16 protein-coding genes are annotated in these 25,083 nt (G+C 72.9%); 6 read left to right on the top strand and 10 right to left on the bottom strand.

The features are described from left to right. Positions 1-10: 10 nt before the first annotated feature. On the bottom strand, positions 11-2,686 hold the full coding sequence (locus OHA72_RS03545) for a fibronectin type III domain-containing protein (protein WP_327006420.1): 2,676 nt from the start codon (positions 2,684-2,686) through the stop codon (positions 11-13). A gap of 3 nt (positions 2,687-2,689) precedes the next feature. Further along, entirely contained in the window at positions 2,690-4,312 is a 1,623-nt protein-coding gene (locus OHA72_RS03540; RefSeq protein WP_327006419.1) for an Hsp70 family protein, read from the bottom strand. Between the two features lie 185 nt (positions 4,313-4,497). Between OHA72_RS03540 and OHA72_RS03535 the strand changes: the two genes are divergently transcribed. Continuing rightward, the gene (locus tag OHA72_RS03535) at positions 4,498-9,981 is read left to right on the top strand and encodes a CHAT domain-containing protein (protein WP_327006418.1); all 5,484 of its coding nucleotides are present in this window, start codon (positions 4,498-4,500) and stop codon (positions 9,979-9,981) included. Here the strand turns inward: OHA72_RS03535 and OHA72_RS03530 are convergent. Further along, on the bottom strand, positions 9,974-11,617 hold the full coding sequence (locus OHA72_RS03530; RefSeq protein WP_327006417.1) for an Hsp70 family protein: 1,644 nt from the start codon (positions 11,615-11,617) through the stop codon (positions 9,974-9,976). The two genes, OHA72_RS03535 and OHA72_RS03530, sit on opposite strands and share 8 nt — an antisense overlap. A gap of 102 nt (positions 11,618-11,719) precedes the next feature. Between OHA72_RS03530 and sigJ the strand changes: the two genes are divergently transcribed. Continuing rightward, positions 11,720-12,667 (top strand): RNA polymerase sigma factor SigJ, encoded by a 948-nt coding sequence (sigJ, locus tag OHA72_RS03525; protein WP_327006416.1) that lies wholly within the window; start codon positions 11,720-11,722, stop codon positions 12,665-12,667. Positions 12,668-12,759: 92 nt separating this feature from the next. Continuing rightward, on the top strand, positions 12,760-13,956 hold the full coding sequence (locus OHA72_RS03520) for an NAD(P)/FAD-dependent oxidoreductase (RefSeq protein WP_327006415.1): 1,197 nt from the start codon (positions 12,760-12,762) through the stop codon (positions 13,954-13,956). A 10-nt stretch (positions 13,957-13,966) separates the two neighbouring features. On the opposite strand, the gene OHA72_RS03515 is transcribed toward OHA72_RS03520, so the two are convergent. Next, positions 13,967-14,497, bottom strand: coding sequence for a DinB family protein (locus tag OHA72_RS03515; RefSeq protein WP_327006414.1), 531 nt, complete (start codon positions 14,495-14,497; stop codon positions 13,967-13,969). 92 nt (positions 14,498-14,589) lie between these two features. Between OHA72_RS03515 and OHA72_RS03510 the strand changes: the two genes are divergently transcribed. Next, positions 14,590-15,081, top strand: coding sequence for a hypothetical protein (locus tag OHA72_RS03510; protein WP_327006413.1), 492 nt, complete (start codon positions 14,590-14,592; stop codon positions 15,079-15,081). A gap of 84 nt (positions 15,082-15,165) precedes the next feature. On the opposite strand, the gene OHA72_RS03505 is transcribed toward OHA72_RS03510, so the two are convergent. Both OHA72_RS03505 and OHA72_RS03500 read right to left on the bottom strand, forming a co-directional pair. Next, entirely contained in the window at positions 15,166-16,494 is a 1,329-nt protein-coding gene (locus OHA72_RS03505) for a ricin-type beta-trefoil lectin domain protein (protein ID WP_327006412.1), read from the bottom strand. Between the two features lie 187 nt (positions 16,495-16,681). Next, a complete protein-coding gene (locus tag OHA72_RS03500) occupies positions 16,682-19,495 on the bottom strand; it encodes a GH92 family glycosyl hydrolase (protein ID WP_327006411.1) in 2,814 nt (937 codons plus the stop codon). A gap of 197 nt (positions 19,496-19,692) precedes the next feature. Between OHA72_RS03500 and OHA72_RS03495 the strand changes: the two genes are divergently transcribed. Continuing rightward, positions 19,693-20,508 (top strand): hypothetical protein, encoded by an 816-nt coding sequence (locus OHA72_RS03495; RefSeq protein WP_327006410.1) that lies wholly within the window; start codon positions 19,693-19,695, stop codon positions 20,506-20,508. 93 nt (positions 20,509-20,601) lie between these two features. Next, positions 20,602-21,429 (top strand): metallophosphoesterase family protein, encoded by an 828-nt coding sequence (locus tag OHA72_RS03490; protein ID WP_327006409.1) that lies wholly within the window; start codon positions 20,602-20,604, stop codon positions 21,427-21,429. 30 nt (positions 21,430-21,459) lie between these two features. On the opposite strand, the gene OHA72_RS03485 is transcribed toward OHA72_RS03490, so the two are convergent. The 4 genes from OHA72_RS03485 to OHA72_RS03470 form a co-directional block, all read right to left on the bottom strand. Beyond that, complete coding sequence (locus tag OHA72_RS03485; protein ID WP_327011443.1) at positions 21,460-22,419, bottom strand: NAD(P)-dependent alcohol dehydrogenase; 960 nt, start codon at positions 22,417-22,419, stop codon at positions 21,460-21,462. A 77-nt stretch (positions 22,420-22,496) separates the two neighbouring features. Next, a complete protein-coding gene (locus OHA72_RS03480) occupies positions 22,497-23,399 on the bottom strand; it encodes a TIGR03619 family F420-dependent LLM class oxidoreductase (RefSeq protein WP_327006408.1) in 903 nt (300 codons plus the stop codon). A gap of 92 nt (positions 23,400-23,491) precedes the next feature. Next, positions 23,492-24,310 carry a S1 family peptidase gene (locus OHA72_RS03475; protein WP_327006407.1) on the bottom strand — a complete coding sequence of 273 codons (819 nt, stop codon included), beginning with the start codon at positions 24,308-24,310 and terminating at the stop codon, positions 23,492-23,494. A 46-nt stretch (positions 24,311-24,356) separates the two neighbouring features. Further along, positions 24,357-25,067, bottom strand: coding sequence for a DUF2470 domain-containing protein (locus tag OHA72_RS03470; protein WP_327006406.1), 711 nt, complete (start codon positions 25,065-25,067; stop codon positions 24,357-24,359). Positions 25,068-25,083 lie beyond the last annotated feature (16 nt).

The raw sequence follows: 25,083 nt of genomic DNA, 5'->3' as shown, positions 1-25,083 counted from the left end.
CCACCTGTGCTCAGGCCGGTCCGAAGACCGGGCCGCCGTCCGGCCCGCCGTCGGGCGCGGATGTGGTGTCGATGAAGCAGGCCAGCACCGGGACGGGCCCGACCTGCCGGCTGGAGCCGAGCGGGTGTTCGACCGGCTGGTCCGGCGCGATGCGGCTGCGCGGGATCCGCGCCATCACCTCTCCGCCGTCGAGGGCCTCGGGCCGGGCGTGCGTCCGGCCGCGGACCACCGCGATCGGCGGCACCTCGCAGGCATCGTCGGCGGTGAGCACCAGCACCGTGCGCCGCCGCCAGAACCCGCGGCGGTCGAAGCTGTAACGCACGTGCGGCCGCCGCGCAGGGACCCGGCGGGTCTCGGCCGCGGAGAGCACCCGGCCGCCCGCGTCGCGGGTCAGCGTCATCACCGAGACCTCGACGGCGCCGGTGCCGGCGTCGAGGGTGAACCCGCCGTCGTCGATGAACTCCCGCCGCAGGCACTCCTGCTCGCCCCGGCCGTCCTCGCCGATCCAGGTCACCAGGGCCGTGGCCGCCTCGTCGGGCCAGATCCAGCTCAGCCGGATCCGGGTGCCGAGGCGCTTGGCGCGCAGGTCGGACACCGGCCGGGTGCCGGTGTGCCGCACGACGTTGCCGGCCATCGCGTGGCGCAGCCCGACACTGACGACCGTGAAGTACGTGGTGCCGTCGCGGGCCGGCACCCGCAGCGCCGACCGGCCGTCCGCGGTCCGGGCGGGCACCCCCGAGTGGCGCCGGCCGTAGGAGCGCACGACCTCCAGCGGGACGGCGGCGCCCGCGGCCCACGACGGGGCCACCGACGCCGAGCGCACCTCCACCACCCCGGCGGCCGGCTCGGTCCAGCGCAGCTCGATGACGGGGGAGCCGCCGGTCATCAGCGACTCCGCGCTGAGGTCCGCGACCGCGACCGGCTCGTCCTGCGGCCGGATCGTGGCCACGGCGCCGACCGTCGCCAGCCGGTCGCCGGTCGCGCCCCGGTATATCGCCCGCACCCGGTACTCGTAGAGCACGCCCGTCCGGACGGCCTCGTCGAGGAAGCCCTCCCTACCGCCCGGGAGCAGGGCCACCCGCTCGGTCGCCCCGGTGGCCGGGTCGGCGCGCTCCACTTCCACGTCGATCGCCTCCGGCGAGACGGTCCACGCCCCGCTGACCGCCGTGGCGGTGGCGTCGAGTGTCAGGCCGCCCACCTCCGGCAGGATGGCGACCGGCCCGCCGGCGACCCCGGCCGACCAGGCGCCGTCACCCCGGCGCGCGAACACCGTGTAGTGATTGGGCACACCGACGGGCGGTCGCGGGTCGACGGCGGAGTCGGTCTCGACCTCGCCGATCAGCCCGTGTGCCTCGGCCGAGGTGACCGGGCCGGAGGCCGACCGCAGCACCCGGTAGCGGGTCCTGCCGGTGCGGGTCTGGCTGTGCCGCCAGCTCACGACGATGCGGTCGCCGTCGGCCATGACGGCGACGTCGCTCGGCGGCGGTGGCGGGATCCGGTCCAGCCGCCGCCGGAGGTCGTCGTCCGTGTCGCGCAGCATCACCTGCGCGAGCAGTTCCGCCTCGCGCTCGGTGTCGCCGCCGGCATGGGCGGCGTCGGCCTCGGCGACGAGCTTCGCCAGCTCCGCCCGCGACCGGTCGAGCAGGTCGCGGGTCGGCTGGCGCACGGCGTCGGCCGGCAGCGACCGGACCAGTTCCTCGGCGCCGCGCAGGTCGCCGGCCCGGATCAGCTCCTCGACCTGCTCGCCGGCGTCAGGTGCGGTGTCGGGCGCGGCCGGTGCACCGGCCGAGATCAGCGTGACCGCGAGCTCCTGGGCTTCCGCGGGGTCGAGCCCGAGCTCGATGGCCGAGTCGGCGACGGCGCTGACCGGCAGCCCGGCCGCGACATCGCGGCGGAGGATGGCCGACAGCTCCCAGATCAGCAGTTCGTCGAGCTTGCCCGGGGTGTCCAGCGCGAGCTGCAGCACGGTGATGATGGAGTTCGAGGCCGTCTTGCGCTGGTCGTGCCCGCGGGTCGCCATCCGCTCGCGGACGCTGTCGAGCGTGTCCTTGCCGAGGACCTTGCCGCCCTGGGCGCGGAAGCCCTGCTTGAGTGAGAAACCCGCACGGAGCCCGTCGGCGCCGAGGACGATCTCGACCGACAGGCGCAGCCCAAGCACGGTGAGATGGTCAGGCAGCTTGCGTGCCGCGGGCAGCGGCGGCGCGGCCGGGATCGCCCACGGCGCCTCGATGATGCGGATGCCCTGCTTGCCGAGCTCGTTGCGCACCTCGCGCTCGCTGAGCATCCCGGCGCCGTCCTCGACGAGCCGGGCCAGGGTCTCCAGCGTCACGCAGGACAGCGACTTGGCGATCGAGCCCACCCGCAGCGCGAGGCGCTTGCGGGCCTCGGTCTCGGCCTTGTCCCGCTGGGCCCTGAAGGCCGCCGCGGTCAGCTCACCGCGCTGCTCCAGATCGGCGTGCGCCCCGAGCAGGGCATCGACGAGCGTCTTGTACAACTTGTTGTTGCCAGCCCGCAGCGAGTTCCAGTAGCCGCAGACCTCGGCGATCCGGGCGGTCACGACCTGATCGGAGCTCAGCTCGGAGCGGTTGAGCCCGTAGCGGACGAGGAGGTCGGCGGGCGGCACGTTGCCGGCGCGCCGGGCAGGGTCCAGCACCGACGTCTTGTAGGAGTCCCGGTCGAACGTCATCGTCTAGTTCCCGACGGCGTACTGCGCCACGGCGATGCGGGCCTGCGCCACCTCGGCCTGCGTGAGCCCGTCGACCTGCAGCTCGACCAGCGCCTCCCGGCCGGTCGTGAGCTCCACCGCCCGCACCCGCAGCGCTCCGGTCTCGCCCATCTCGACGAACACGTCAATGGGCGATCCCTGCCGTAGCGGTGGGAGCCCGGAGATGAGCCCGGTGCCGATCTGGCGGTTGGCGTCCACGCGGGCCGACTCGACCTCACCGGCCTGCTCGTACACCGGCAGCTCGATCTCGGTCTGGTCCGGGGACGAGGTGTAGTACTGCCGGGTGGGTGGCTTGGCCGGCAACGCGTCGTTCGCCCGCAGGATGTGATCGACGATGTTGCCGTCCCCATCCGCGTCCGGGTGCCGCTTGTTCTGGACCTGCACCCCGAAGGCCCGCGGCACCACGCTGGTGACCCGCTTCGCGGCCAGCGTCTCGACCTGCTCGGTCGAGATGCCCAGCTGCGCGGCGACCACGCTCACCGCGGCCGGCTCGGCGTCGGTCCTGTCGTCGCGATCGGGCAGCGCGATCTTCACCGACTCGATCAGCGCGAACCGGGCGGCCCCCTTGGCCACGGCGGACTCCGGGTCGGTCAGCCGCGGCTCGAAGCCGAACCGCTCGCGCAGACCCGCCACGACCGCCGGCATCCGGCTCGAGCCGCCGACCAGCAGGACCTGGTCGAACGTCGTGACCCCCTTCTGGCGGGCCGTGTCGATGGTGCGCTGGGTCATCTGGAAGGTGCGGTCGAGCAGGTCGGCGGTCATCCGCTCGAGCTCGACCCGGGTGAGCTCGACCCGGGCCTTGCCGCCGTCGAAGCTCATGCTGTGGCCCTTGGCCTCCATCCGGCTCAGCGAGCGCTTGATGTCCTCGGCCTCGTTGGCCAGCTGCTGCAGGAACTCCTCACTCTGCTGCGCGCCGGACTCGGGGTTGTCGGCCATGAACCGCTCCAGCAGCCAGCCCGCGATCCGTTCGTCCCAGTCGGCGCCGCCCAGCTCGTGGTCGCCCTCGGTGCACACCACGCTGATGTCGTGCCCGCGCATCTGGATGACGGTCGTGTCGAAGGTCCCGCCGCCCAGGTCGTAGACCAGGATGGTCTGGTCCTGACCGGCGCTGAGGGCCTCGTAGTGCAGTGCCGCCGCCACCGGCTCGGGCACGAGGTTGAGCACGTTGAGCCCGGCGATCACGCCCGCGTTGCGGGTCGCCTCGCGCTCCCGGATCCCGAAGTACGCGGGCACCGTGATGACCACGTCCGTGACCTTCTCGTCGGTCGTCTGCTCGACCGCCTGCACCAGCTCCTTGAGGATCAGCGCGGAGATCGACTCGGGTGTGTGCGCGACGCCGTGGAAGGTCAGCGTGACGCCGGGCTGGCCCATGCTGCGTTTGATCAGTGTCACCACCTGGTCCGGGCTGATCTTCGCGACGAGCTTCGCCTGCTTGCCGACGATCACGTTGCTGGCCGACTCGAAGAACACCGCCGACGGGGTGACCTCGTCCCCGTCCGCGTTCTTGCTGATCACGGTGCGACCGTCGGCATCGATGTGCGCGATGCACGAATAGGTGGTGCCGAGGTCGATTCCGAATGTGGTCATGCGTCCTCATCTCCGGTCGACGAGCCGGACGGCCGGTGCCTTTGGTCCGGTACTGACGGACGGACGGTCCCCGGACCCGTCCTCGCGCAGGACCGGATGCCGTGCCTGCTGGTGGTAGCGTCGCCACCGCGAGTGACCGAGCCCTCGCGCGTTGATCGAACGACGTCGAGCCGAACGGACCCTGCATGGACGATCAGCGGATCGGTGGCAGCCCGATCGACGTGGTGCTGGCGCACGCGGCCGATGCGCAGGAGCTGGCCGTGTACCTCGAGAGCCGACTGCGGACCGAGGATCTGTCCACGTACCGCTCCGAGGCGGACCTGCGGCCCGGCGACGACACCACCGTCGAGCTGGACAGTGCGCTGCGCCGGGCCCGGACCGGCCTGATCTTCGTCAGTGACGGGGCGGACTTCGAGCGCGATCCGCAGTACGCGGCGATGATCCGCCTTGCCGACCAGCGCAGGCTGCGGCTGATCCCGGTCCTGGTGTCCGCCGCGCGGATGCCCGCGCTGCTGGACCGTTTCAAGCCGATCAACCTCATCGGTGTCGGCAGCCGGGCCGACGTAGACCGGTGCCTGCCCGAACTGCTCGACACGGTGCGGGACGCGCCGCGCCGGGCGGGCGTCTCGGCCGTGCCGACGGCGTCGCAGTTCGACCGGGTGCCCGAGGGGCCGGTGCTGGCCACGCTGCGTGTCGAGGCCAACGCCGAAGGCCCGCGGCTGACGCTCACCACGCCGTGGGCGGCGCAGGCCTCCGCCCCGGGCGACCGGATCGTCACGCTGCTGCAGGACCCGGGTGCCACCGGCCGGCGGCACCGCCAGATGCGCGACCTGTCCACCGAGGGTGTCCCCGCCCCCGCCCGCATCATGCTGGACGGCGCCGTCGGCGACGCGCTGCGCGAACTGGTGCGGGCCTGCGACCGGCGCGGCAGCCGGCTGCGCCTCGGCGTGGAGATCGCCGCCGGTTCCCCGCTCAACGAGGTGTCCTGGGAGAGCCTGAGCGTCGTCGGGGAGGAGAGCCCGCTCGTGCTGCTGCGCAACGTGCTGCTGCACCGCGCGGTCCCGGGGCTCGGCGACACGGTCGAGGCCCGGGTGCCCGGCCCGCTGCGGATCCTGGCCGTGATCGCCAGCCCCGACCACGGCGGCGGCGCGCTGCTGGACTACGAGCACGAGCTGGCGACCATCCTTGAGCAGGTCGAATCGGCCCGCCAGGAGCAGGCGTACGTGCGCATCCTCAACTGGGGCTCGGTGTCCGCGATCCGCGAGGCGCTGGAGGAGGAGCGCTTCCACGTCCTGCACATCTCGTGCCACGCCAACGGGGGCCTGCTGCAGCTGGAGAAGCCCGACGGGGACGTCGACGAGGTGGACGCGGCGACGTTCCTCGATCGGGTCCTGGTGCCCGGCCGGATGGTCCCGCTGGTCGTGCTCGCGGGCTGTTCGACCGCCCGTGCCGGAAACAACGCACTGCCGAGCTACGCCCAGACGCTGCTGGAGCACGGCGTCCCGGCCGTGCTGGCGATGACCGAGCCCGTCGACGACCTCTACGCGACCGACCTGCTGGCCCGCATGTACCGTCAGCTCGCGCGGGAACCCGAGGCCCCGGACCCGCTGGCGGCGCTCAGCGAGGCGCGGCGCGCCTGCGAGGCCGACCGCCAGAAACTGCCCAAGGACGACCCCCGCCACCACGTCGTCGAGTGGGCGACCCCGGCGCTGTTCACACGCGTGCGCTCCCTCGTGCTGTTCGACCCGGGCGCGCCCGAACCGGTCCGCCGCCCCCGCAGGCCGGTCATCCACCGGGAGATCAGCTCGCTGAACCTCGGGGACTTCGTCGGCCGCCGGCGGGAGCTGCGGCAGCTGCTGAAGACGGCCCGGGGACGTGGCGGCGGGGTGCTCATCCACGGGATGGGCGGGGTCGGCAAGAGCACCCTCGCCGGGGCCATGCTGCACGAGATCGGCGCCGATGACCGCGCCGTGGTGACCCTGCACGGCCCGAACAGCCCGGGCGAGATCCTCCGGCTCGTGGCCCGGCAGCTGCGCCGGCGCCCCGGCGCCGATCTGGAGCTCGTGGGGGAGCTCGCCGACGAGACGCTGTCCTGGCGGGATCGGCTGGACACGCTCGCGGACGTGCTCAACGACGGGCAGCGCGTCGTGCTGCTGCTCGACGATCCCCTGGGCGATCCGCTCGGCGGGCTCGAGCCCGGGCAGACGCTGGCCGAAGCCGCGGCGGTGCCGGTCGCCGGGGCCGAGTTGCTGGACTTCCTCGACCGCTGGCTCGACCTCGGCCCCGGCGCGCTGCTCATCATCACGTTGCGGATGGCGGAGTCGCTGCGCGACCTGCGCAAGCCGGGCCGGCTGGCCAAGCTCCATCTCGGCCAGCTCTCGGGCGCGGAGGCGCGCAAGCTGCTGTGGCGGCTGCCGTGGGTGTACAACCTGGGCCCGGCCGAGCGCGAGCGGGCCTATCGCGAGATCGGCGGGCACCCGCGCTGCCTGGAATACCTCGATGCGCTGCTCAGCGCCGGGCACGGCGAGGAGGAGCCGGCGCCGGGCGCGCGGCGCTCGGCCCAGCGGGGCCGGGCGTTCGACACCGTCAGCGCCCGGCTGACCAGTGCCCTCGAGGCGCGCGGCGTGCACCGGTCGGCAGCGGCGACCCACTCGCTCAGCGCCGCGCTGGACGTGGTGAAGGCGACCAGTGCGGCCGAGGTACTCCTGGACGCCCTCTTCCACCGCCTCGACGGCATGCCCGCGCAGCGGCTGCTGATGGCCGCGTCGGTGTTCCGGACGCCGGTCGACGAGCAGGGGCTCAACTGGGTGATGGCCCCGGACCGGCCGGCCGACCCGGCGCGGGCAGCCCGGCTCCGCGCGGTGTATGACCGGCTGCGGGCCCGGCCCGGCGGCACCCTCGACACGCTGCCGCTGCCCGGCGCCGAGCAGGAGCAGCTCCACCGCGACCTGCTCGGGTCCCGCTACCCCGCCCGCGATCCGGGCCTCGACGCGGCCCGGCGGACGCTGCTCGACCTGAGCCTGCTCTCGCCGGCGCACTCCGGCGAGGACGACGGTGAGCGGTTCCTGGTCCACCGCTGGACGGCCGGATCGCTGGCCGGTCTGGCCGACCCGGCCGAGCGGCCGCACCTGCATGCCCGCGCGGCGGCCTACCACCGCTGGCGGGCCGAGATCTACGGGCTCGGCGACCTGACCGACCTGCGGGAGGCGCACTTCCACCTGTGGGCTGCCGGAGACGCCGACGCCGCGGTGGCGGCCGCGGCCGAGCTGTGCGCCCGTCTGCGGGCCCGGGGTGCGTACGACGAGGAGGACGCGCTGTGCGGGCAGACGCTTGCCCGGCTGCCCGGCGACGTTCCGCAGGCGGCCGCGTTCCTGCAGTCACGGGCACAGATCGCGGCGCTGCGCGGCGACCACGAGACGGCGGCGCAGCGGCAGACCCGCTGCCTCGAACTGGCGGAGCGGTCCGGCGACCAGGTCGGGGTGGCGACGAGCCAGCAGCAGATGGGCGTCATCGCGCAGTTGCGCGGCGACCCGGCGGCGGCAGAGGAGTGGTACCGCACCGCTGTGCGCACGTTGAACGGCGCCGACCTCGACCACAGCCCGCGGGCCGAGGCGGTACTGGCCGCCTCGTATCAGCAGCTCGGGGCGCTCGCGCTCGACCGGGGCGACCCCGACGACGCGCAGCGGTGGAGCGTCGGCGCGCTGGACCTGGTCAACCGGCTCGGTGAGGAGTCGGTGCTCAGCACGACCGACGACGACCTGGCCCGGCTAGCGCTGGCCTTCGACGACACTGCGCTGGCCGACGAACACCTGCTCGACTCCTGGGAGCTTCAGGCGACCCAGCCGGACATCATGCGGCTGGCCGCGACCGCGTCACTGCAGCTCGGCGCGGTGAACATGGTCAGCGACCGCCCGGAGGACACCGGCGAGCTGCTGCAGCACGCGATCGACCTGGCCCAGCAGCTGGGGGACGTCCCCCTGCAGGCCCGGTGCCTGCAACTGCACGGCGACATGTGCTCGGAACTGCATTACCACGGCGACGCCCGGGCGGCCTACGAGTCGGTGCTCGGGCTGCTGCGCGAGCTGGACGACCAGCCCGGGCTCGTCGTCGTCTACCAGCAGTTGGGCCGGGTCTCGGCGGCGCTGGGCGACCCGGCCGGCGCCGCCGAGTACTTCCGGATCGCCCTGGCGCTTGCGGAGCGGCTCGGCAATGCGCGCCTCATCGGCACGACGCACCTGTACCGGGGCATGGCGGCGTTCGGCGATCGGGACGCGGCCACGCAGGCCCTGACCGCGGGCCTTGAGCAGGCGGTCACGGCCGGCGACGACACCCTCTGGATCGCCTGCAACATCCAGCTGGCGACCCTGGCGGAGACGTACGGAGGGACGGAGGAGGCGGTCGCGTTCACCATGGCCGGCCTCCAGCGCGCGCGGCTGGCCGGCAACGCGACCGCGCTGGTCGCGTGCTGCCTGGTCCGGGGCCTGCTGGAGCGGGAGCGGGGCGAGGACACGACGGCGCGGCAGTGGCTGCACGCGGCCCAGAACCGCGCACTGGACATCGGCCATCGGCGCGCGATCGCCGAGTGCGATCTGCACCTGGCCCGGATCGAGGCCGACGGCGGCAACACCGTGCTCGCCGAGGAGCTCTGCCACAACTGCCTGGAGATCGCGGACGAGCACCGGCACATCGATCTCGTCTGGGGCGCCTGGCGCGAGATCGGCCGGTGCCGGGCCGACCGCGGCGATCACTCGGGGGCCGTTACGGCGCTGAGCAAGGCGGTCGCGCTCGTCGAGGGCACCGGGCAGCCCGCCCCGGAACTGTGGTGCCTGGTGCGGCTGATGTGGTCGCAGCACCGCACCGGCGACGAGGCCGGGGCCCGGGCAACGGCACGGCGGTGCGCGCAGGCCGCGGCGGCCCTGCCGGCCGGGCCGTACGCCGCGGTCGGCCTGCTCTGCGCCGGCGACGGCGCGATGAGCGGCGAGGAGGCCGGGGACCGCGACGCCGCCCGGGCCCACTACGAGGGTGCGCTGGCCATGGCCCGCGACTGCGGGCGCGCGGCGGCGAACCAGGCGGTCGACGCGGCGTGGCAGCTCGGGGCCTTGGCGCAGGCGGCCGGAGCGGCGGCCGAGGCGGCCGAGCGGTTCGACCTCGCCGCGTATGTGGCCGGGGAGATCGGCGACCGGATCGCGCTGGCGCACGCGCTGCGGGAGTGCGGCCGGGCCCTGCGCGACGCCGGTACGCCCGTTGCCGATGCGACGCTGCGGCAGGCGGTCACGGCCGCCCGGCAGCTCGGCGACGAGCGTCTCACCGGGGTCGCCGTCCTGCTCGTCGCCGACCTTGAGGAGACCGGCGGCGACAAGGAGCGCGCAGCGCGGCTGCGGGCCGAGGTCGCCGAGCTGCTCAAGCTGCGCAGCGCCCGGCCGATGCGGGCCGAGCACCATCCGCTGTATGTGTCGGCGACGCGGGCCTGGCACGACCTGCGCTGGTCGCGGCGGCTGCTGGCGATCAACGGCGAGACGCCCTTCGTGGGCGCCCAGGCCCGCTACCTCGGCCCGTCGGTCGACCGCATCGTGCAGGAGATGACCCCCCGCTCGTCGCTCGTGCAGGGGGTGCCGGCGGTGGTCGCGCCGCAGGTGGGCCGGGTCCGGCGAGGGACCAGGCCTAGCTGAGCCGGGAGACGGCGTCGCGGGCGTCGGCGACCTGGCCCGGGGTCATCTCGCCGATCTGCAGCTCGAGATTCAGGGTCAGCCCGGTGTGCAGCTCCTTCGCCTCGACGAACAGTTTGCCGCCCTCCGTCATCTGGAACGTGACGTCGACCGGCGAGCCCTTCTTCAGCGGCGGCAGCCGCTTGATGAGACCCTCGCCGATGTTGGTGTTGTCGGTCGGCTGGCGCGACTCGACGTCGCCCGCCTGTTCCCAGATCTCGATCCGGATCTCACGCTGGTTGTCGACCGCCGTGCCGAACTGCTTGGTGACCCGCTCGGTCGGCAGCGGCGTGTTCGCGTGCAGCAGGTGCTCAACCACCAGGTGCATCGCCGGTTCCTCCGGCTCCGGCTTTCCCGGCTCCGGCGGCAGGTCCTCCAGGACGATGACCCCGAACGCGCGCGGCACCACCGTGGTGACCTTCCTGCCCTGCATCTTCTCGATGGTGCCGACGGGCACGCCGAGCTCGTCGGCCAGACGCTCCGCGCTCACCGCGGCCCTTCTCCCGCGGCCGTTGCCGTCCGCCGCGGTGAGCCGGGTCCGAGCGGTCTCGTGCACCGCGAACAGCGCGGCCCCCTTGGCCACGGCCAGGTCCGGCTCTTTGCGCTTCGGCGTGACGCCGACACGCTCGGCGAGCCGGGTGAACACGATCGGCATGTGGGTCGACCCGCCCACCAGCAGCACCTCGTCGATCTTGTCGACGCCCTTCTCGCGGGCGGTGTGCAGGGTGCGGTCGGTGATCTCCAGCGTCTGCTCCAGCAGGTCGGCCGTCATCTCCTCGAACGCGGCCCGGCTCAGTTGGGCCCGCACGGTCCGGCCCCGGAAGCTGATCGCCTGCTCGGCGGTCTGGCGCACCGAGAGCGACATCTTGAGCTTCTCGGCGACCAGCATCAGATCCTGCAGCAGTTCCTCGCTGTCCTCGGCACCGGCGCCGGGCTCCTCGGCGACGAAGTAGTCGAAGAGGTACGTCGCGACGGCCTCGTCCCAGTCGGCGCCGCCGAGGCTGTGGGAGCCGTCGGTGCACACGACCGTCACGTCGCCGTCGACCAGCTTGATCACCGTCGTGTCGAAGGTCCCGCCGCCCAGGTCGTACACCAGGATCGTCCGGTTGGCGCCGGGCGTGAGCAGGCCGTAGTACATCGCCGCGGCCACCGGCTCCTCGATCACGTTGATGACATCCAGCCCGGCGATCTCGCCGGCGACCCGGGTGGCCTGCCGCTCGGCGACGCCGAAGTACGCAGGCACGGTGATCACCACGCTTTCGACCGTCTCGCCGGTGGTCCGGCTCACGGACTTGACGAGGTCCTTGAGGATCAGCGCGGAGACGCTCTCCGGGGTGTACGGCAGCCCGTGGAAGTTCAGCTGGACGTTCTTGCGACCCATGTCCCGTTTGATCAGCGCGACGACGTGGTCCGGGTCGGTCCGGGCGACGTTCTTCGCGTCGGCGCCGACCTGCACCTTGTACGCCGACTCGAAGTAGACGACGGAGGGGGTGGTGTCCTCGCCCGCCTCGTTCGGGATGATCACGGGCTCGCCGGTCGAGCCGTCGACCCGGCTGATGCACGAGTAGGTTGTGCCCAGATCAATGCCAAACGCCGCCATCGTTCCTCCGCCGGGATCCCACGTTCGTTCCATCCGTACCCGTGATCTGACGGACGGACGGTTGCGGCGTCGATGTCCCTGGTGCCGGGGCTAGGATCGGGTATGGCCTTGACCGGGGAGGACGTTGCGCGGTTCGAGGCGGTCCGGGGGCGGCTGGAGGCGATCGGCTACCGGCTGCTCGGGTCGGCGGCCGAGGCTGAGGACGCGGTGCAGGAGACGTTCCTGCGCTGGCAGGCTGCCGACGTCGAGCGGGTCGAGGTCCCCGAGGCGTGGCTGACGAAGGTGCTCACCAACCTGTGCCTCAACCAGCTGGCATCGGCGCGGGCGCGCCGCGAGGTCTACGTGGGGCAGTGGCTGCCCGAGCCGCTGCTGGCCGGCGACCCGATGCTCGGCCCGGCCGACACCGCCGAGCAGCGTGAGTCCGTCTCCTACGCGGTGCTCACCCTGATGGAGCGGCTCACGCCCAGCGAGCGGGCGGTGTACGTGCTGCGGGAGGCGTTCGACTACCCGCACCGGGAGATCGCCGGGATCCTCGACATCACCGAGGGTGCCAGCCAGCAGATCTTCCACCGGGCCAAGCAGCACGTCGCGGACGGCAAGGCGCGCACGGAGATCGACGAGGCAGCCGCGCGGCGGATCGTCGAGGAGTTCCTGGCGGCCGCCACCAGTGGGCGGACCGAGCCGCTGGTGCGGCTGCTCACCGGGGACGCCGTGTCGATCGGCGACGGTGGCGGGAAGGTCCCGGCGCGGGCGAAGGCGTTCGAGGGTGCGCTCGCGGTCGCGAAGTTCCTGCGGGGGCTGTTCACCCCCGGCGAGGCCAAGCGGGCCTACGCCGGTGGGACGCCCGAGATCTACGCCTGGACCGCCAACGGCGGCCCCGCCGTCGTGGCCGTCGTGGACGGGCGGGTCATCGGGGTCATGTGCCTGCAGGTCACCGCCGAAGGGATCGCCGGGGTCCGCAACCAGGTCAACCCCGACAAGCTCGAGCGTGCGACCGCGGTCTGGGCGGCGGCCGGCGACCACGGGAAACCCCTGTTCAACGCCTTCTGACCGCCGTGTGAGGTGCTTCACACGGCGGTGCTGTCAGGAAACGGTGGGCTGCCCGGTTCAAGGGGCACACCACGCAGGACAGGAGCACTGCCATGCAGCACCGCATCATCGTTCTCGGCGCCGGGTACAGCGGAGCCGTCGCCGCCGGGCGGCTCGCCAGGCGGCTGCGCCGCGAGGACGTCGCCATCACCCTCGTCAACGCCGAGCCCGACTTCGTCGAGCGGGTCCGCATGCACCAGCTGGCGACCGGGCAGGCCCTCAAGCCCCGGCCGTTCAGCGCGATGTTCGCGGGCACGGGCGTCGAGCTGCGGCTCGGCAAGGTCACCGCCGTCGACGCCGACCGCAGGACCGTCACCGTCGCCGGCGCCGACGGCACCACGGAACTCGCGTACGACACGCTCGTCTACGCCCTCGGCAGCGGCTGGAACGACCAAGGGGTCCCCGGCACCGCCGAGCACGCGCACCAGATCGCGAGCCGCCCGGGGGCGCTGCGGCTCCGCGAGCGCCTCGCCGGGCTCGACGCCGGGCAGGCCGTGGTCGTCGTCGGCGGCGGGCTCACGGGCGTGGAGGCCGCGACCGAGCTCGCCGAGGCCCGCCCGGACCTCGACGTCGCCCTCGCCACCCACGGCGCGCTCGGTGACTGGCTGTCGCCCAAGGGGCGCGAGCACCTGCGGAAGGTCTTCGGCGGGCTCGGGATCACGGTGTACGAGCACGCCACCGTCACCGCCGTCGAGGCACGCCGGGTCGTGACGACCGGGGGCACGGCCATCCCGGCCGCGGTCACCGTGTGGACCGCCGGTTTCGCGGTGCACCCGATCGCGAAGGCGACCACCCTGGAGGTCACCGCCGCCGGCCAGATCGTGGTCGACGGGACCATGCGGTCGGTCTCACACCCGGACGTGTACGCCGTCGGCGACGCCGCCATGGTGATGGGCCCCGGTGACAAGCCGCTGCGGATGTCATGCGCGTCGGGGATGCCGACGGCGTGGCAGGCCGCCGACGCGATCGCGGCGCGCCTGACCGGCGGGAAGCTGCCGCACACGCCGCTGCGCTACTTCAACCAGTGCATCTCCCTGGGCCGCAGGGAGGGCCTGATCCAGTACGTCACCGCCGACGACCGCGCCGTGCGGGCGGTCCTGACGGGCCGGTTCGCCGCCGTCTACAAGGAGTGGGTCTGCAAGGGCGCGGCCTGGGCCGTCGCCAACCCGCTGCTCGGCCTGCCGGCCCGCCGCCGCCCGGTCACCGGGCAGCGCGCCACGGCCGGAGCGCCGGCGAAGGCGCCGGCGTAAAGGCGCCGGCTCACTCGGCGGGGGCGGTGCGTTCCAGGGCAGGCATGTAGCGGCGGTACGGGCCGACCTCGTCGCGGTACCGGCCGGCCAGGACCTCGCCGATCTGCGCCAGGTGGGTCAGGTCGTGCGCGACCCAGGCGGCGAGGACCTGTTCGAGGGTCACCGTGCCGAACTCCGGGTGGGTGCCGGACCGGGTCAGGTCGTCCTGCGTGAGTCCGAGCGAGGCGAGCTCCCGCAGGCTGCCGGCCCGGGCCACCCGGAAACGGTCCAACAGCGCGGTGACCGGCTCCCGTTCCCAGTCCAGCATCGCGACCCGGTTGAACGGCGCGAACGGGCGGCCGGTGCCGTGCTCCACGATCAGCCGGATCCGGGGCAGCCAGTTGGTGGCGTCGCCGTGCAGCAGGTGGCCGGCGATGGCGTACGCGCTCCACGTGCCCTCGCCGTCGTCGCGGTGCAGCCACTCGTCGGGCAGGCCGGGCAGCAGCGCGCCCAGCGCGTCGGGGGTGCGGGCCAGCAGGGTCGTCGCTTCCGAAATGATCATCAGTGGGCTCCCTTCCCGCAGCCCATGCTTCGGCACCCGTGGCCGTGGGGGACAGGTCCACATCGCGATGACTGGCCTGGCACCCTGTGACGGTGGTGGTGCAGAGGATCGGGGTGACCGGTCACATGAACCTGACGGCGAGCTCCGTCGAACTGGTCCGCGACGACCTGCGGCAGGCGCTGCAACCCTTGCGGCAGAGCGGGTTCGTCGGCGTGAGCTGCCTCGCCCGGGGCGCCGACACCATCTTCGCCGAGGTGGTCCTCGCGCTGGGCGGCGCCCTCGAGGTGGTGCTGCCGTGCGCGGGCTACGGCGACGCCATGGTCCGGCCGGAGCACCGCAGCCGGTTCGACGAGCTGCTGCGGGCCGCGGCGACGGTCCGCGAGATGCCGTTCCGCAGGCCGGGTCGCGATGCGTACGAGGCGGCCAACCGGTACATCCTCAACTCCTGCGACCGCTTGATCGCGGTGTGGGACGGGCTGTCGGCCGAGCGCCGGGGCGGCACCGGCGCGTTCGTGGTCGAGGCCCGTGCCCGCCACGTGCCGGTCGACGTGCGCTGGCCCGCCGGCGCCGCCCGCGAGACCTGACGGCGCGGCCCGCGAGGCCTGACGGCGGTACCGTTCCGCGGCGGTCGCGCAGACCGCCGCGGAGCAGGGCCGGGCCACGAACCTCTAGCGGTGCCACTTCTGGTTGCTGGCGCCGTTGCACGTCCAGATGTGCAGCTTCGAGCCGTTGGCGGTGGCCACGTTCTGCACGTCGACGCACTTGTTGGCCTGGGTGTTCACCAGGTCGCCGGCGGCGGTCAGGGTGAACTTCTGGGCGCCGGTGCCGTTGCAGGTCCACAGTTGCACGACCGCGCCGTCGGCGGTGGAGCCGCCGGACACGTCCATGCACTTGCCGAGCGCCCGCACCGAGCCGTCGCTGTTGAACGTCCACTGCTGCGCCCCGGTGCCGTTGCAGTCCCAGATCTGCAGCCGGTTGCCGTCCACGGCGTTGGAGGACGGCACGTCGATGCAGCGGTTGCTGCCGTTGCCGATGATGGCGCCGGCACCGGTGCCGCCGCACGGCGGTGCGGTGTCGAACGTGTCGGTGAAGGCGCTGCCGGCGGCGCGGTACGCCGCGACCTGCGCGGTCGCCGCGGCCGGCGACAGGACCTGGTTGCGGGCGAACAGGAACCAGTCGACCTGCTGGACGTAGGTGGAGGTGCCGCCGGTGTGGGTGGCGGTGTCGATGAACCACAGGTTCCAGTTCACGGTCATCGTCTGCCGCGGGTAGAACTTGCCGGAGTGGTCGCCGACGAGGGCGCCGTCGATGTAGTACTTGACGTGCCCGCCGGACACCTGGGCGACCAGGTCGTGCCAGCCGTCGAAGCTGCGCCGCTGCTCGGAGTGGGTGTTGTCGGCGATCCACGGGTCCGGCTGATACGTGTACCAGCTCGTCTGGTAGTTGATCGGGCCGGTCTCGCCCCAGCCGCCGTTGGGCAGATACTCGGAGAAGTCCAGCTCGCTGTAGGTCGGGTCCATGTTGCCGTTGAGCGGGCTGATGGCGAAGAACGTCTCGTTGATGTGGTCGCCGTCGTTGCCGGCGGCCGGGGTGTCGGTGAAGCGGATGCGGCTGGCGTAGGTGCCCTCGAAGTAGCGCTTCTGCGATGAGTACACCTCGGCGTGCCTGGTGCCGGCGCCGGTGCCGTTGGTCGACGCGGTCAGCTGCATCACCTTCTGCCCGCCGGAGGACGGGAACGTGATCTGCGCCGGCGACCAGGTGGCGCCGGGGACGCCGGGGCCGCCCGCGTTGCCGCGGGGGACCCAGCCGTGGCCGGTGAAGTTCCCGTCGGCGGACGAGGCGTAGCTGAAGTCGTCGAACACGTTGCCGCAGCTGTTCGCGGCCGCGTCGGCCTGGCTCGTGGTCGCGGCGGTGACCGCGACCGCGCCGAGCGTGGTCGCGAGGACCAGCGCGGCGGCGGCCAGGACGGGCCGTGGCGGGGTGTGGCTGATGGGCATGGCGGTGCCTCCCGAAGCATTCCGTTGGCGGTCGGAATTTTCATCGAGTATCGATGTGGATGAAAACTAAGCCCATCACTGCCGCCGGGTCAACTGGAAGCCAACCGGCCAAAGGCCGACGAAAGACCGGTATAAGGCCGCTATAAGGGCCGGCCCCGCGCAACGGGCGGGGCCGGCCGGACAAGCGTCAGTACACCTCGAACTCATAGATGCGCGTCGCGCCGCCGGAACCCTGCTCGGCCGCGAGGACGTTCACGCGGACGTAGCGGGCGGTGGTGGCGGTGAACGGGTGGGTGGAGACGTTGGCGGTATTGCCGCGGACCTGGGCGACCGTGGTCCAGCCGGCGCCGTCGGCGGACACCTGCAGGTCGTAGTCGCGGGTGTTCCAGGTGGCGCTCTCCCCGCCGGCGCCCGCGTGGCGCAGCGTGACGGAGCGGACCGTGGTGGCGGCGCCGAGGTCGACCTGGAGGTACTTGGTCGCCGCGGTGGAGCAGAACTTGTCGCTGGTGCCGCCGGAGACGCTGCCGTTGACGGCCTTGGCGGGGCCCTCGTTGGCGTTGCAGGCGGCGGAGCCGGTGGCGGGCCGGTTCAGCGCCAGGTTCGTGGCGGGTGGCGTCGTGGTGGTGTCGAACGACGGCGGGGCGTCGGCAGCGGCGCTGCCCCAGGATGGGTTGGCGGTGGTGCCGACGGTGAAGGCCAGGGTCCCGCCGTTGGCGACGAAGGACTCCGGCAGCCACGCCCGGTTGGAGGCGGCGCCGTTGACGGTGAGGCTCTGCACGTAGGTGGCCGCGCCCGGGGCGGTGATGCTGATCGTCTTGCCGTTGCCACGGTTGACGGTGACGCCCGGGAAGAGCGGCGCGGACAGCAGCAGCTCGGACCGGCCCGGCGTCAGCGGGTGCAGGCCCATGGCGGACCACACGTACCAGGCGGACATCGCGCCCAGGTCGTCCTGGCCGGGGATGCCGGACGGGGTCGGCGCCCACAGCGCGTTGAGGGTCTGGCGGATCGTCTGCTGCGCCTTGTCGGGGCGGCCGGCGAAGTTGTAGAGCCACGGCACCCAGATCGACGGCTCGTTGTCCATCTCGGACTTGGTGCCGCCGGCGCCGGTGAGGGCCCAGCTGCCGTCGCTGTTGTGGAAGAAGCTGTCGAGCCGGCTGACGGCGGTGGCGTTGCCGCCCATCCTGTCGAACAGACCGCGGACGTTGTGCGGGATCATCCAGGTGTACTGGGCGGCGCTGCCCTCGGCGAACCCGCTGTCGCTGCCGGGGCTGAACGACGGCCAGGTGCCGTTGTCGTTGCGGTTCTGGATGTAGCCGCCGTTGGCCGGGTTGTAGACGTTCTTCCAGTACTGCGAGCGGGCCAGGAACTGCGCGGCGGTGCTGGTGCTGCCCAGGCGCTGCGCGAGCTGCGAGACGCCGAAGTCGGCGACGGAGACCTCGAGGGTCTCGCCGGCGCCGCCCCACGCGTTGCCGTTGGTCGGGATGTAGTTGATCGACAGCCACTTGTCCAGCGACGGCCGCTCGCCGACGACCATGACGTTCCAGCCGTCGCGGCTCAGGTCCGCGGCGGTGACGGTGGTCGCGGCGTGGACCATGGAGTTGAGCGCGCCGGTCGCGTCGAAGCCGGTGCCGCCGAACGCGTAGATGCTCGGCACGGCCGCGTGCGCCGGGTCGCCGGTCATCACGTGGGTGCCGCCCTGGTTGTGGGTCCAGCGGTCCCAGACGCCGCCGTTCTGGTTGGCCTGGTTGAGCAGCGACTGGGCGATGTCGGCGCCGACGTCGGGGCGCAGCAGCGTCACCAGCTGGACCTGCCCGCGGTAGACGTCCCAGCCGGAGAAGTTGGCGTATTGGGCGTGCCCGCTCGCCGCCGTGTGCACCTGCTGGTCCATGCCGACGTACTGGCCGTTGACGTCGCTGAACACGTTGGGGTGCAGCAGCGCGTGGTACAGCGCGGTGTAGAACGTCTGCAGCTGCGCGGTGCTGCCGCCGGTCACGTCGATGCGCCCGAGCTCGGTGTTCCAGGCGTCGGTGGCGCGCTGGCGCACCGTGTCGAAGGTCGTGCCGGCCGGGTTCTCCGCGGCGAGGTTGGCCTGCGCGTTGGCCTGGCTCACGTAGGAGATGCCGACCCGGACGCCGACGGTCGCGCCCTGGCTCAGGTCGAAGGTGACGTAGCCGCCGGAGCCCTTGCCGGCGACCGGCCAGCCGTCGGTGCCGTAGGTCGTGCCGCCCGACGCGCTCGTCGTGCCGGGCCGCAGGGCGTTGTCCTGCCAGGTGCCGACGCTGCTGAACGGCTTGTCGAACACCGCGGTGAAGTGCAGCGTGTAGTAGCTGCGCCGGCCAACGGCGTTGATGTAGCCGCAGAAGTTGCCGCTGGTCACCGAGCCGCTGATGGTGCGGTTCGCGGCGTCGATGTTCACCGTCGCCGCGCTGCTGCCGACCTCGGAGTTCGAGGTGCGGATCAGCATCGAGGCGGTGCTGCCGGTCGGGTACGTGAAGCGGCCGGCACCGGTGCGGGTCGACGCGGTCAGCTCGGTGTTCACGCCGGAGTTCAGCCGCACCCGGTAGTAGCCCGCGGTGGCGGTCTCGTCGGCGTGGGAGAAGCCGCTGGCGTACGTGGCGTCGGTGGTGTCCGCGGACGGCGACGAGGCGACGGTGCCGACGTGCGGCATGAAGGGGATGTCGCCGGAGCCGCCGGCGCAGCCCGTGCCGGACATGTGGGTCAGGCTGAAGCCTCGCGTGCGGGTGGTGTTGTACCCGTAGCCGCCGGGCCGCACGGTCCGGGTCTGGTTCCCGGCGGTGTTCTCCGGGCTCCACTGCACCATCCCGTAGGGCGTGTCGGCGCCCGGGAAGGTCTCCCCGCCGTTGGTCCCGACGAGCGTGTTGACGTAGCCGGCGGGGTTCGTGACCGCGAGGGCCGGCGCCGCCCCGGCCAGGGGCGCCGCGGCGGCGCCCACCAGCATCGCGACCGCGACGAGCGCCCGCCCGCCTCCAGTTGATCTCATAGTGCCTCCATCCATTCAAGGATGTGAAAACTATGAGTATCAGTAGCCGCAGGTCAACGGCGATGACATCGTTGGCACGTTTTTTTCATCGCGACCTGCCGAAATGCCGCGCGATCTTCGCGTTTGAGCTGTGTGTAGTTGGTCAAATACGTAGAGTGAAGGTCACGTGCAACGAGACCAACGGGGGTTTCTACGAGATGGCTCAGACACGGCAGCAGCGTCTGAAGGGTGGCCGGCTCCGTATACCGGTCGTGGTCGGGGCGGCGGGCTTCCTCGTCGCGCTGACCGGCGGGATCGTGCAGACGGCCGGCGCGCACACGACGGGGGGTGACGCCACGACGAGGGTCGCGGAGACCATGCCGCCGGGCGCCGACCCGAGCACGGCGATGCCGCCGGACCCGTCCCAGAGCGCGGGGGCGTTCTCGACCCCGGCTCCGTGTGCCACGGACCCGGGTGGCACCGCGGGCCCGTTCGGCAGCCCGGCGCCAGGCGCCAGTCCCAGCGCCAGCGCCAGCGCCAGCGCCAGTCCCAGCGTCAGCCCGGGCGGGACGGTCGATCCCGGCCTGCCCACGGACCCGGGCGTGCCGGTCGACCCCGGGACGCCCGTCGACCCCGGGACGCCCGTCGACCCGGGCGAGGTTCCGCCGCCGCCCGGATGGTGGGCCCCGCCGACGGCGCAGGCCGTGGCGAGGGGCGCCGAGGAGACACCGATCGTGCCCGGGCCGACCGACCCGACCGGGGCGGTGCCGTCCGGCACGGGACCGGCGGTCATCATCCCGCCCGGCATGAACGGCGCCACGCCGAGTGCGACGCCGAGCGACGACACGACACCGGTGCCCGGTGCCACGCCGTCGTGCGCGACCGTCCCGGTGCCGATCCCGACCGGCACGCTGGCGCCGGCCCCGACCGACACGGCGGCGCCAATGCCGACCGACACGATGATGCCCGCACCGACCGACACCGTGGTACCGGCGCCGACCGACACGGCGGTGCCCATCCCGACCGTCGGCTGACGGCGACAACCGCAGCGGGGCCGCACGGAAGCGGCCCCGCCGCCGTCGCTGCTCGGATCGTCATCGGGCGATGGCAGCGGTTAAGGTCCAATCGTGACCGGACGACTGCTGGCGATCAGTGATCTGCATGTGTCGTACCAAGAGAACCGGGAGATCGTCGATCAGCTGAAGCCGACGCATGACGACGACTGGCTGATCGTGGCCGGCGACGTCGGGGAGAAGGTCGCCGACGTCACATGGGCGCTGCGGACGTTGCGGGAGCGCTTCGCCAACCTGATCTGGGTGCCGGGCAACCACGAGCTGTGGACGACCCGCGACGACCCGGACCAGTCCCGGGGCGAGGAGCGCTACCAGCGGCTGGTGGCGATGTGCCGCAACATCGGCGTCGTCACGCCCGAGGATCCGTATCCGGTGTGGGACGGCGCCGGCGGCCCGGTGATCGTGGCGCCGCTGTTCGTGCTCTACGACTACTCGTGGTGGCCGGCCGGGACGGCGAGCACCGACGAGGCGATGGCGAAGGCGCAGGCGGCGGGGATCGTCGGCACCGACGAGGTGCTGCTGCACTTCGACACGTACACGGGGCGCGACGCGTGGTGCCGGGCCAGGGTCGAGCTGACCGAGCCGCGGCTGGAGGCCGCCGCGCAGGAGCTGCCGACCGTGCTGGTCAACCACTTCCCCCTCGTGCGGCACCCCACGGACGTGCTGCGCTACCCGGAGTTCGCGCTGTGGTGCGGCACCGACCTGACCGCCGCCTGGCCGACGCGCTTCCGGGCCCAGGAGGTCGTGTACGGCCACCTGCACATCCCCCGCACGACCTGGCAGGACGGGGTGCGGCACCAGGAGGTGTCGGTGGGCTATCCGCGGGAGTGGAGCCGCCGCCCGACGCCGCCGGCGAGGCTGGTCCCCGTCCTGGACCGCTGACCCACGGGGCGCCGGTTCACCGGCGCTGCGTCACGGGACGACCACGATCTTGCCGTGGGCGTGGCCGGCGGCGACGTGTGCGAGGGCGGCGGCCGCGTCGGCGAGCCGGTAGGTCGCGCCGACGGGCACGGTGATGCTGCCGGCCTCGAAGAGCGCCGCGAGGGTGGTGAGGTCCTCGCGGCGGGTCCTGGCGACGAAGGTCCCCGCCCGCCGCCGGCTTGTCAGCGCCATGAGCCGCACGGCGATGATCCGGTCGAGCCCGGCGAGCCGCCCCCGGCCGCTGTTGGGGATCAGGATGCCGGTCGGGGTGAGGACCCGCCGGACCCGCGACAGCGGCCGCGCGGCGACGTTGTCGAGGATGACGTCGTACCGGACGTCGCCGGCGGTGAAGTCCTCCCGCGTGTAGTCCACGACGTGCTCCGCGCCGAGGCCTCGGACGTGCTCGACGCCGCCGGTGCCGCACACGCCGGTCACCTCGGCGCCGTAGTGCCTGGCCAGCTGCACCGCGAACCCGCCGATGCCGCCCGCGGCGCCGACGACGAGGACCCGCTGCCCGGGGCGCACCCGGGCGACGTCACGGATCGCCTGCAACGCGGTCGCGCCGGCGAGGGGTACCCCCGCCGCCTGCTCGAATGTCATGCCTTCGGGCTTGCCGGCCAGGTCGTCCTCGGCGGCGACCGCCAGCTCGGCGAAGGCGCCGCCGGCGGCACACCGGCCGAAGACCGCGTCGCCGGGGCGGAAGCGGGTGACCCCGGCGCCGGCCGCCTCGACCACCCCGGCGACGTCGCCACCGGGGACCGCCCGCCGCGGCCGGCGCAGCCCGGTGCCGAGCCGGACCAGGCGCGGCACGCCGGTGGTGAAGTAGACGTCGGCCGGGTTGACCGACGCGGCGGCGACCCGCACGAGCACCTCCCGCTCACCGGGCTGTGGAGGGTCGGCGTCCCGCAGTCGCAGGACGTCCTGCGGGGCGCCGTACGCGTCCTGGACCATCGCCTTCACAACGCACCTCTGTCAGTCTCGTCCGACACCTGTAAGAAAATCCTTACACACGTCGGCAAGACCTGATATCAGCCGACCTTGGCCACCGCCGCCTGGAGCCGCTCCAGCAGGCGCAGCTCCAGGTCGATGTCGGTCTGCCGGATGCTGGCGATCAGCACCGTGTCGACGCCGCTGCCCTCCAGCCGGGCGATGTCCTCGGCGATCTGCTCGGGCGCGCCGCCGAGGAACGGCCGGCCCTCGGTGATCGGCTCGTCGGTGAGCGGCACGTTGGCGCGGGCGACGACGCTGAGCGCGGCGGCGTCCCGGCCGGCCTCCTGGGCGAGCCGCCGGAACGTGGCCGCCGTCCCGGTCAGCTGCTCGGCCGAGAACGCGATCGGGTTGAGCCCGTCGGCGATCCGGGCCGCCCTCGCGATCCCCGCCGGGGTGGTGGAGCCCAGCAGGATCGGGATCGGCTGCTGGACCGGCTTCGGGTTCACCTCGGCCGCCTCGATGCGGTAGAAGCGGCCCTGGTACTGCGTGGGGTCCGGCCCCCAGCAGGCCCGCATCGCGGCGACGACCTCATCCATGCCGGCGCCCATGCGCTTCATCGGCACGTTGGCGGCCTCGAACTCCTGCGGCATCCAGCCCTGCCCGAGCCCGGCGACGACCCGCCCGCCGCTGAACTGGTCGAGGGTGGCGAAGCGGCGGGCCAGGACGATCGGCGGGTGCAGCAGCGCGTCGATGACGCTGGTGCCGAGCCTGATGGTGTCGGTCATGCCGGCGACGTAGCTCAGCGTCTCGAGCGGCTCGTACGTCAGCCGGTACGTCTCCGGGATGCGCGCCGGTGGGGCGCCGAACATCGAGATTTCGGCCATCGGCCGCAGCAGCCGCTCGTAGGTCCAGACGGAGTGGTACCCGAGGCGTTCGGCCTCCTTCGCGACCCGTGCGATGTTCGCCGGTCCCGCGAGAGCGCCCCCGGTCGGCAACTGCACGCCGAGCTGCATCCGCTTCCCCTATTCGTAGATCGAAATCCTTTCTCCTCAAACGTGGCACGGGGCGGGGCGGTCCACCATGGTCCACACAGTCAGTAGGGCGCGACGCCGTACGCGGTCGCCGCGCGGCGGACCGACGAGTAGTAGCTGGCGCCGCCGGTGGCGCAGTTGCCGCTGCCGCCCCAGTTGATGCCGATGCCGACCGTGCCGGCGAAGAGCGGGCCACCGCTTTCACCGGGCTCGCTGCACACGGTGGTGCGGATCATGTTGTACACGGTGCCGCCGGCGTAGTTGATGGTGACGTTCAACGAGGTGATCGTGCCGGTCCGGGTGCCGTTCGGGCCGGTGCGGCGCACGGTCTGGCCCACCGTGCCGGAGCCGAAGGAGGTGATCGGCTGCAGGCCGCCGGCGTACAGGTCGACCGCGCTGGGCTTGGCGATGCCGCCGTTGGTGTACCGCACGAGCGCGTAGTCGTAGCTGGTGTCGCGGGCGGCGACCACGCCCAGGACGGTGCCGGTCCCCGTGCCCGCGTACACGGTGACGCCGACCGCCGGGACGCAGTGCGCGGCGGTCAGGAAGTAGTACGTGAGGCCGGCCTTGGCGTTGAAGCCGATCAGGCACCGGCCGCCGACCGCGCCGGCGTTGAACGTGTCGCCGCCGGCGATGTGCGGGGCCAGGATGCCCGGCTCGCGCAGGACCGTGCCGCCCGCGCGGGTGACGGCCCTGGTCAGGCCGGCGGCGACGGACGGGCGCACCGAGTCGTCGATGCTGACCGTCAGCCGCCCGTCGGTCCACCAGGCGGTGCCGGTGGTCGCGGCGAAGGCCTGCAGGGGTGCGGCGGCCGCCGCGTCGGGCGCGGGCAGCAGTACCGCCGCCGCCACCGCCACGCCGAGGAGCATTCGGAGACGCATGGTGCCCCCATCTAGAGATAGATGTAAATCTCTAGATGGTAGTCGGTCAGTGCCCTGAATGGTTGCGCTGGCAGCAGCGGGCGCGGGTCAGGAGCTCGTGCATGCGGGGTGCGGCCTCGTCGGCGGTGCGCAGCGGCGCGCTGAACGGCAGCTGCACGTCGCGGTGGCGGCTGGCGAACTCCAGTCGCAGGACCACGCCGAAGCGGTCCATGCGCACCGGCACGACCCGGTGCACGCCGTGCAGGTGGTGCGGCGCGATCAGCCGGGACAGGTGCTCGATCGCCTCGGGGTGCGCGTCGGTCAGGTGGCACAGCAGGTCGGCCTCCTGCGTGGCGAGGGGGTCGGGGTCCGCCGCGGCGAACGCGTCCGCCTCGACCTCGACCTCGCCGAGGATCGGGTCCACGAGGGTGGCCGAGGCGAGCTCGAGGACGGCCCGCAGGTCGCCGTCGGCCTCGCCGGCCGGCTGGAGCCAGCCGGAGAACGTCGCCCTGGAGCGGATCCGGCCGCTCGCGGACCGTACCGGCGTCGGCGCGATGTCGGTGATCTCGATCGCGGCGGCCAGGTCGGGCTCGGCCTCGACGAGCCGGGCGACGTGGCCGCCCGCGGGCAGCTCCACGACCACCCGGCCGGCCTCGTCGACGTGATGGCGGCCGATGAGGTCGCAGCGGTGTCCGGGGATGTGCAGCGTCAGGGACGACGCCGCGGTCAGCAGCGTGCGGAGCCGTTCCGCGGCGGTGGGGAGCTTGATCCCTGGCATGGCAACCTCCTAAGGT

Source organism: Dactylosporangium sp. NBC_01737 (assembly GCF_035963215.1).
Classification (GTDB): Bacteria; Actinomycetota; Actinomycetes; order Mycobacteriales; family Micromonosporaceae; genus Dactylosporangium.
The sequence above is the reverse complement of the archived record's forward strand: the minus strand, read 5'-3'. Positions and strand labels throughout refer to the sequence as shown.

What these genes read in the sequence shown, in the direction of transcription:
- OHA72_RS03545 (WP_327006420.1), bottom strand. Translation starts at nt 2,686, where the DNA reads ATGACGTTCGACCGGGACTCCTACAAGACGTCGGTGCTGGACCCTGCC.
- OHA72_RS03540 (WP_327006419.1), bottom strand. Translation starts at nt 4,312, where the DNA reads ATGACCACATTCGGAATCGACCTCGGCACCACCTATTCGTGCATCGCG.
- OHA72_RS03535 (WP_327006418.1), top strand. Translation starts at nt 4,498, where the DNA reads ATGGACGATCAGCGGATCGGTGGCAGCCCGATCGACGTGGTGCTGGCG.
- OHA72_RS03530 (WP_327006417.1), bottom strand. Translation starts at nt 11,617, where the DNA reads ATGGCGGCGTTTGGCATTGATCTGGGCACAACCTACTCGTGCATCAGC.
- sigJ (WP_327006416.1), top strand. Translation starts at nt 11,720, where the DNA reads ATGGCCTTGACCGGGGAGGACGTTGCGCGGTTCGAGGCGGTCCGGGGG.
- OHA72_RS03520 (WP_327006415.1), top strand. Translation starts at nt 12,760, where the DNA reads ATGCAGCACCGCATCATCGTTCTCGGCGCCGGGTACAGCGGAGCCGTC.
- OHA72_RS03515 (WP_327006414.1), bottom strand. Translation starts at nt 14,497, where the DNA reads ATGATCATTTCGGAAGCGACGACCCTGCTGGCCCGCACCCCCGACGCG.
- OHA72_RS03505 (WP_327006412.1), bottom strand. Translation starts at nt 16,494, where the DNA reads ATGCCCATCAGCCACACCCCGCCACGGCCCGTCCTGGCCGCCGCCGCG.
- OHA72_RS03500 (WP_327006411.1), bottom strand. Translation starts at nt 19,495, where the DNA reads ATGAGATCAACTGGAGGCGGGCGGGCGCTCGTCGCGGTCGCGATGCTG.
- OHA72_RS03495 (WP_327006410.1), top strand. Translation starts at nt 19,693, where the DNA reads ATGGCTCAGACACGGCAGCAGCGTCTGAAGGGTGGCCGGCTCCGTATA.
- OHA72_RS03485 (WP_327011443.1), bottom strand. Translation starts at nt 22,419, where the DNA reads ATGGTCCAGGACGCGTACGGCGCCCCGCAGGACGTCCTGCGACTGCGG.
- OHA72_RS03475 (WP_327006407.1), bottom strand. Translation starts at nt 24,310, where the DNA reads ATGCGTCTCCGAATGCTCCTCGGCGTGGCGGTGGCGGCGGCGGTACTG.
- OHA72_RS03470 (WP_327006406.1), bottom strand. Translation starts at nt 25,067, where the DNA reads ATGCCAGGGATCAAGCTCCCCACCGCCGCGGAACGGCTCCGCACGCTG.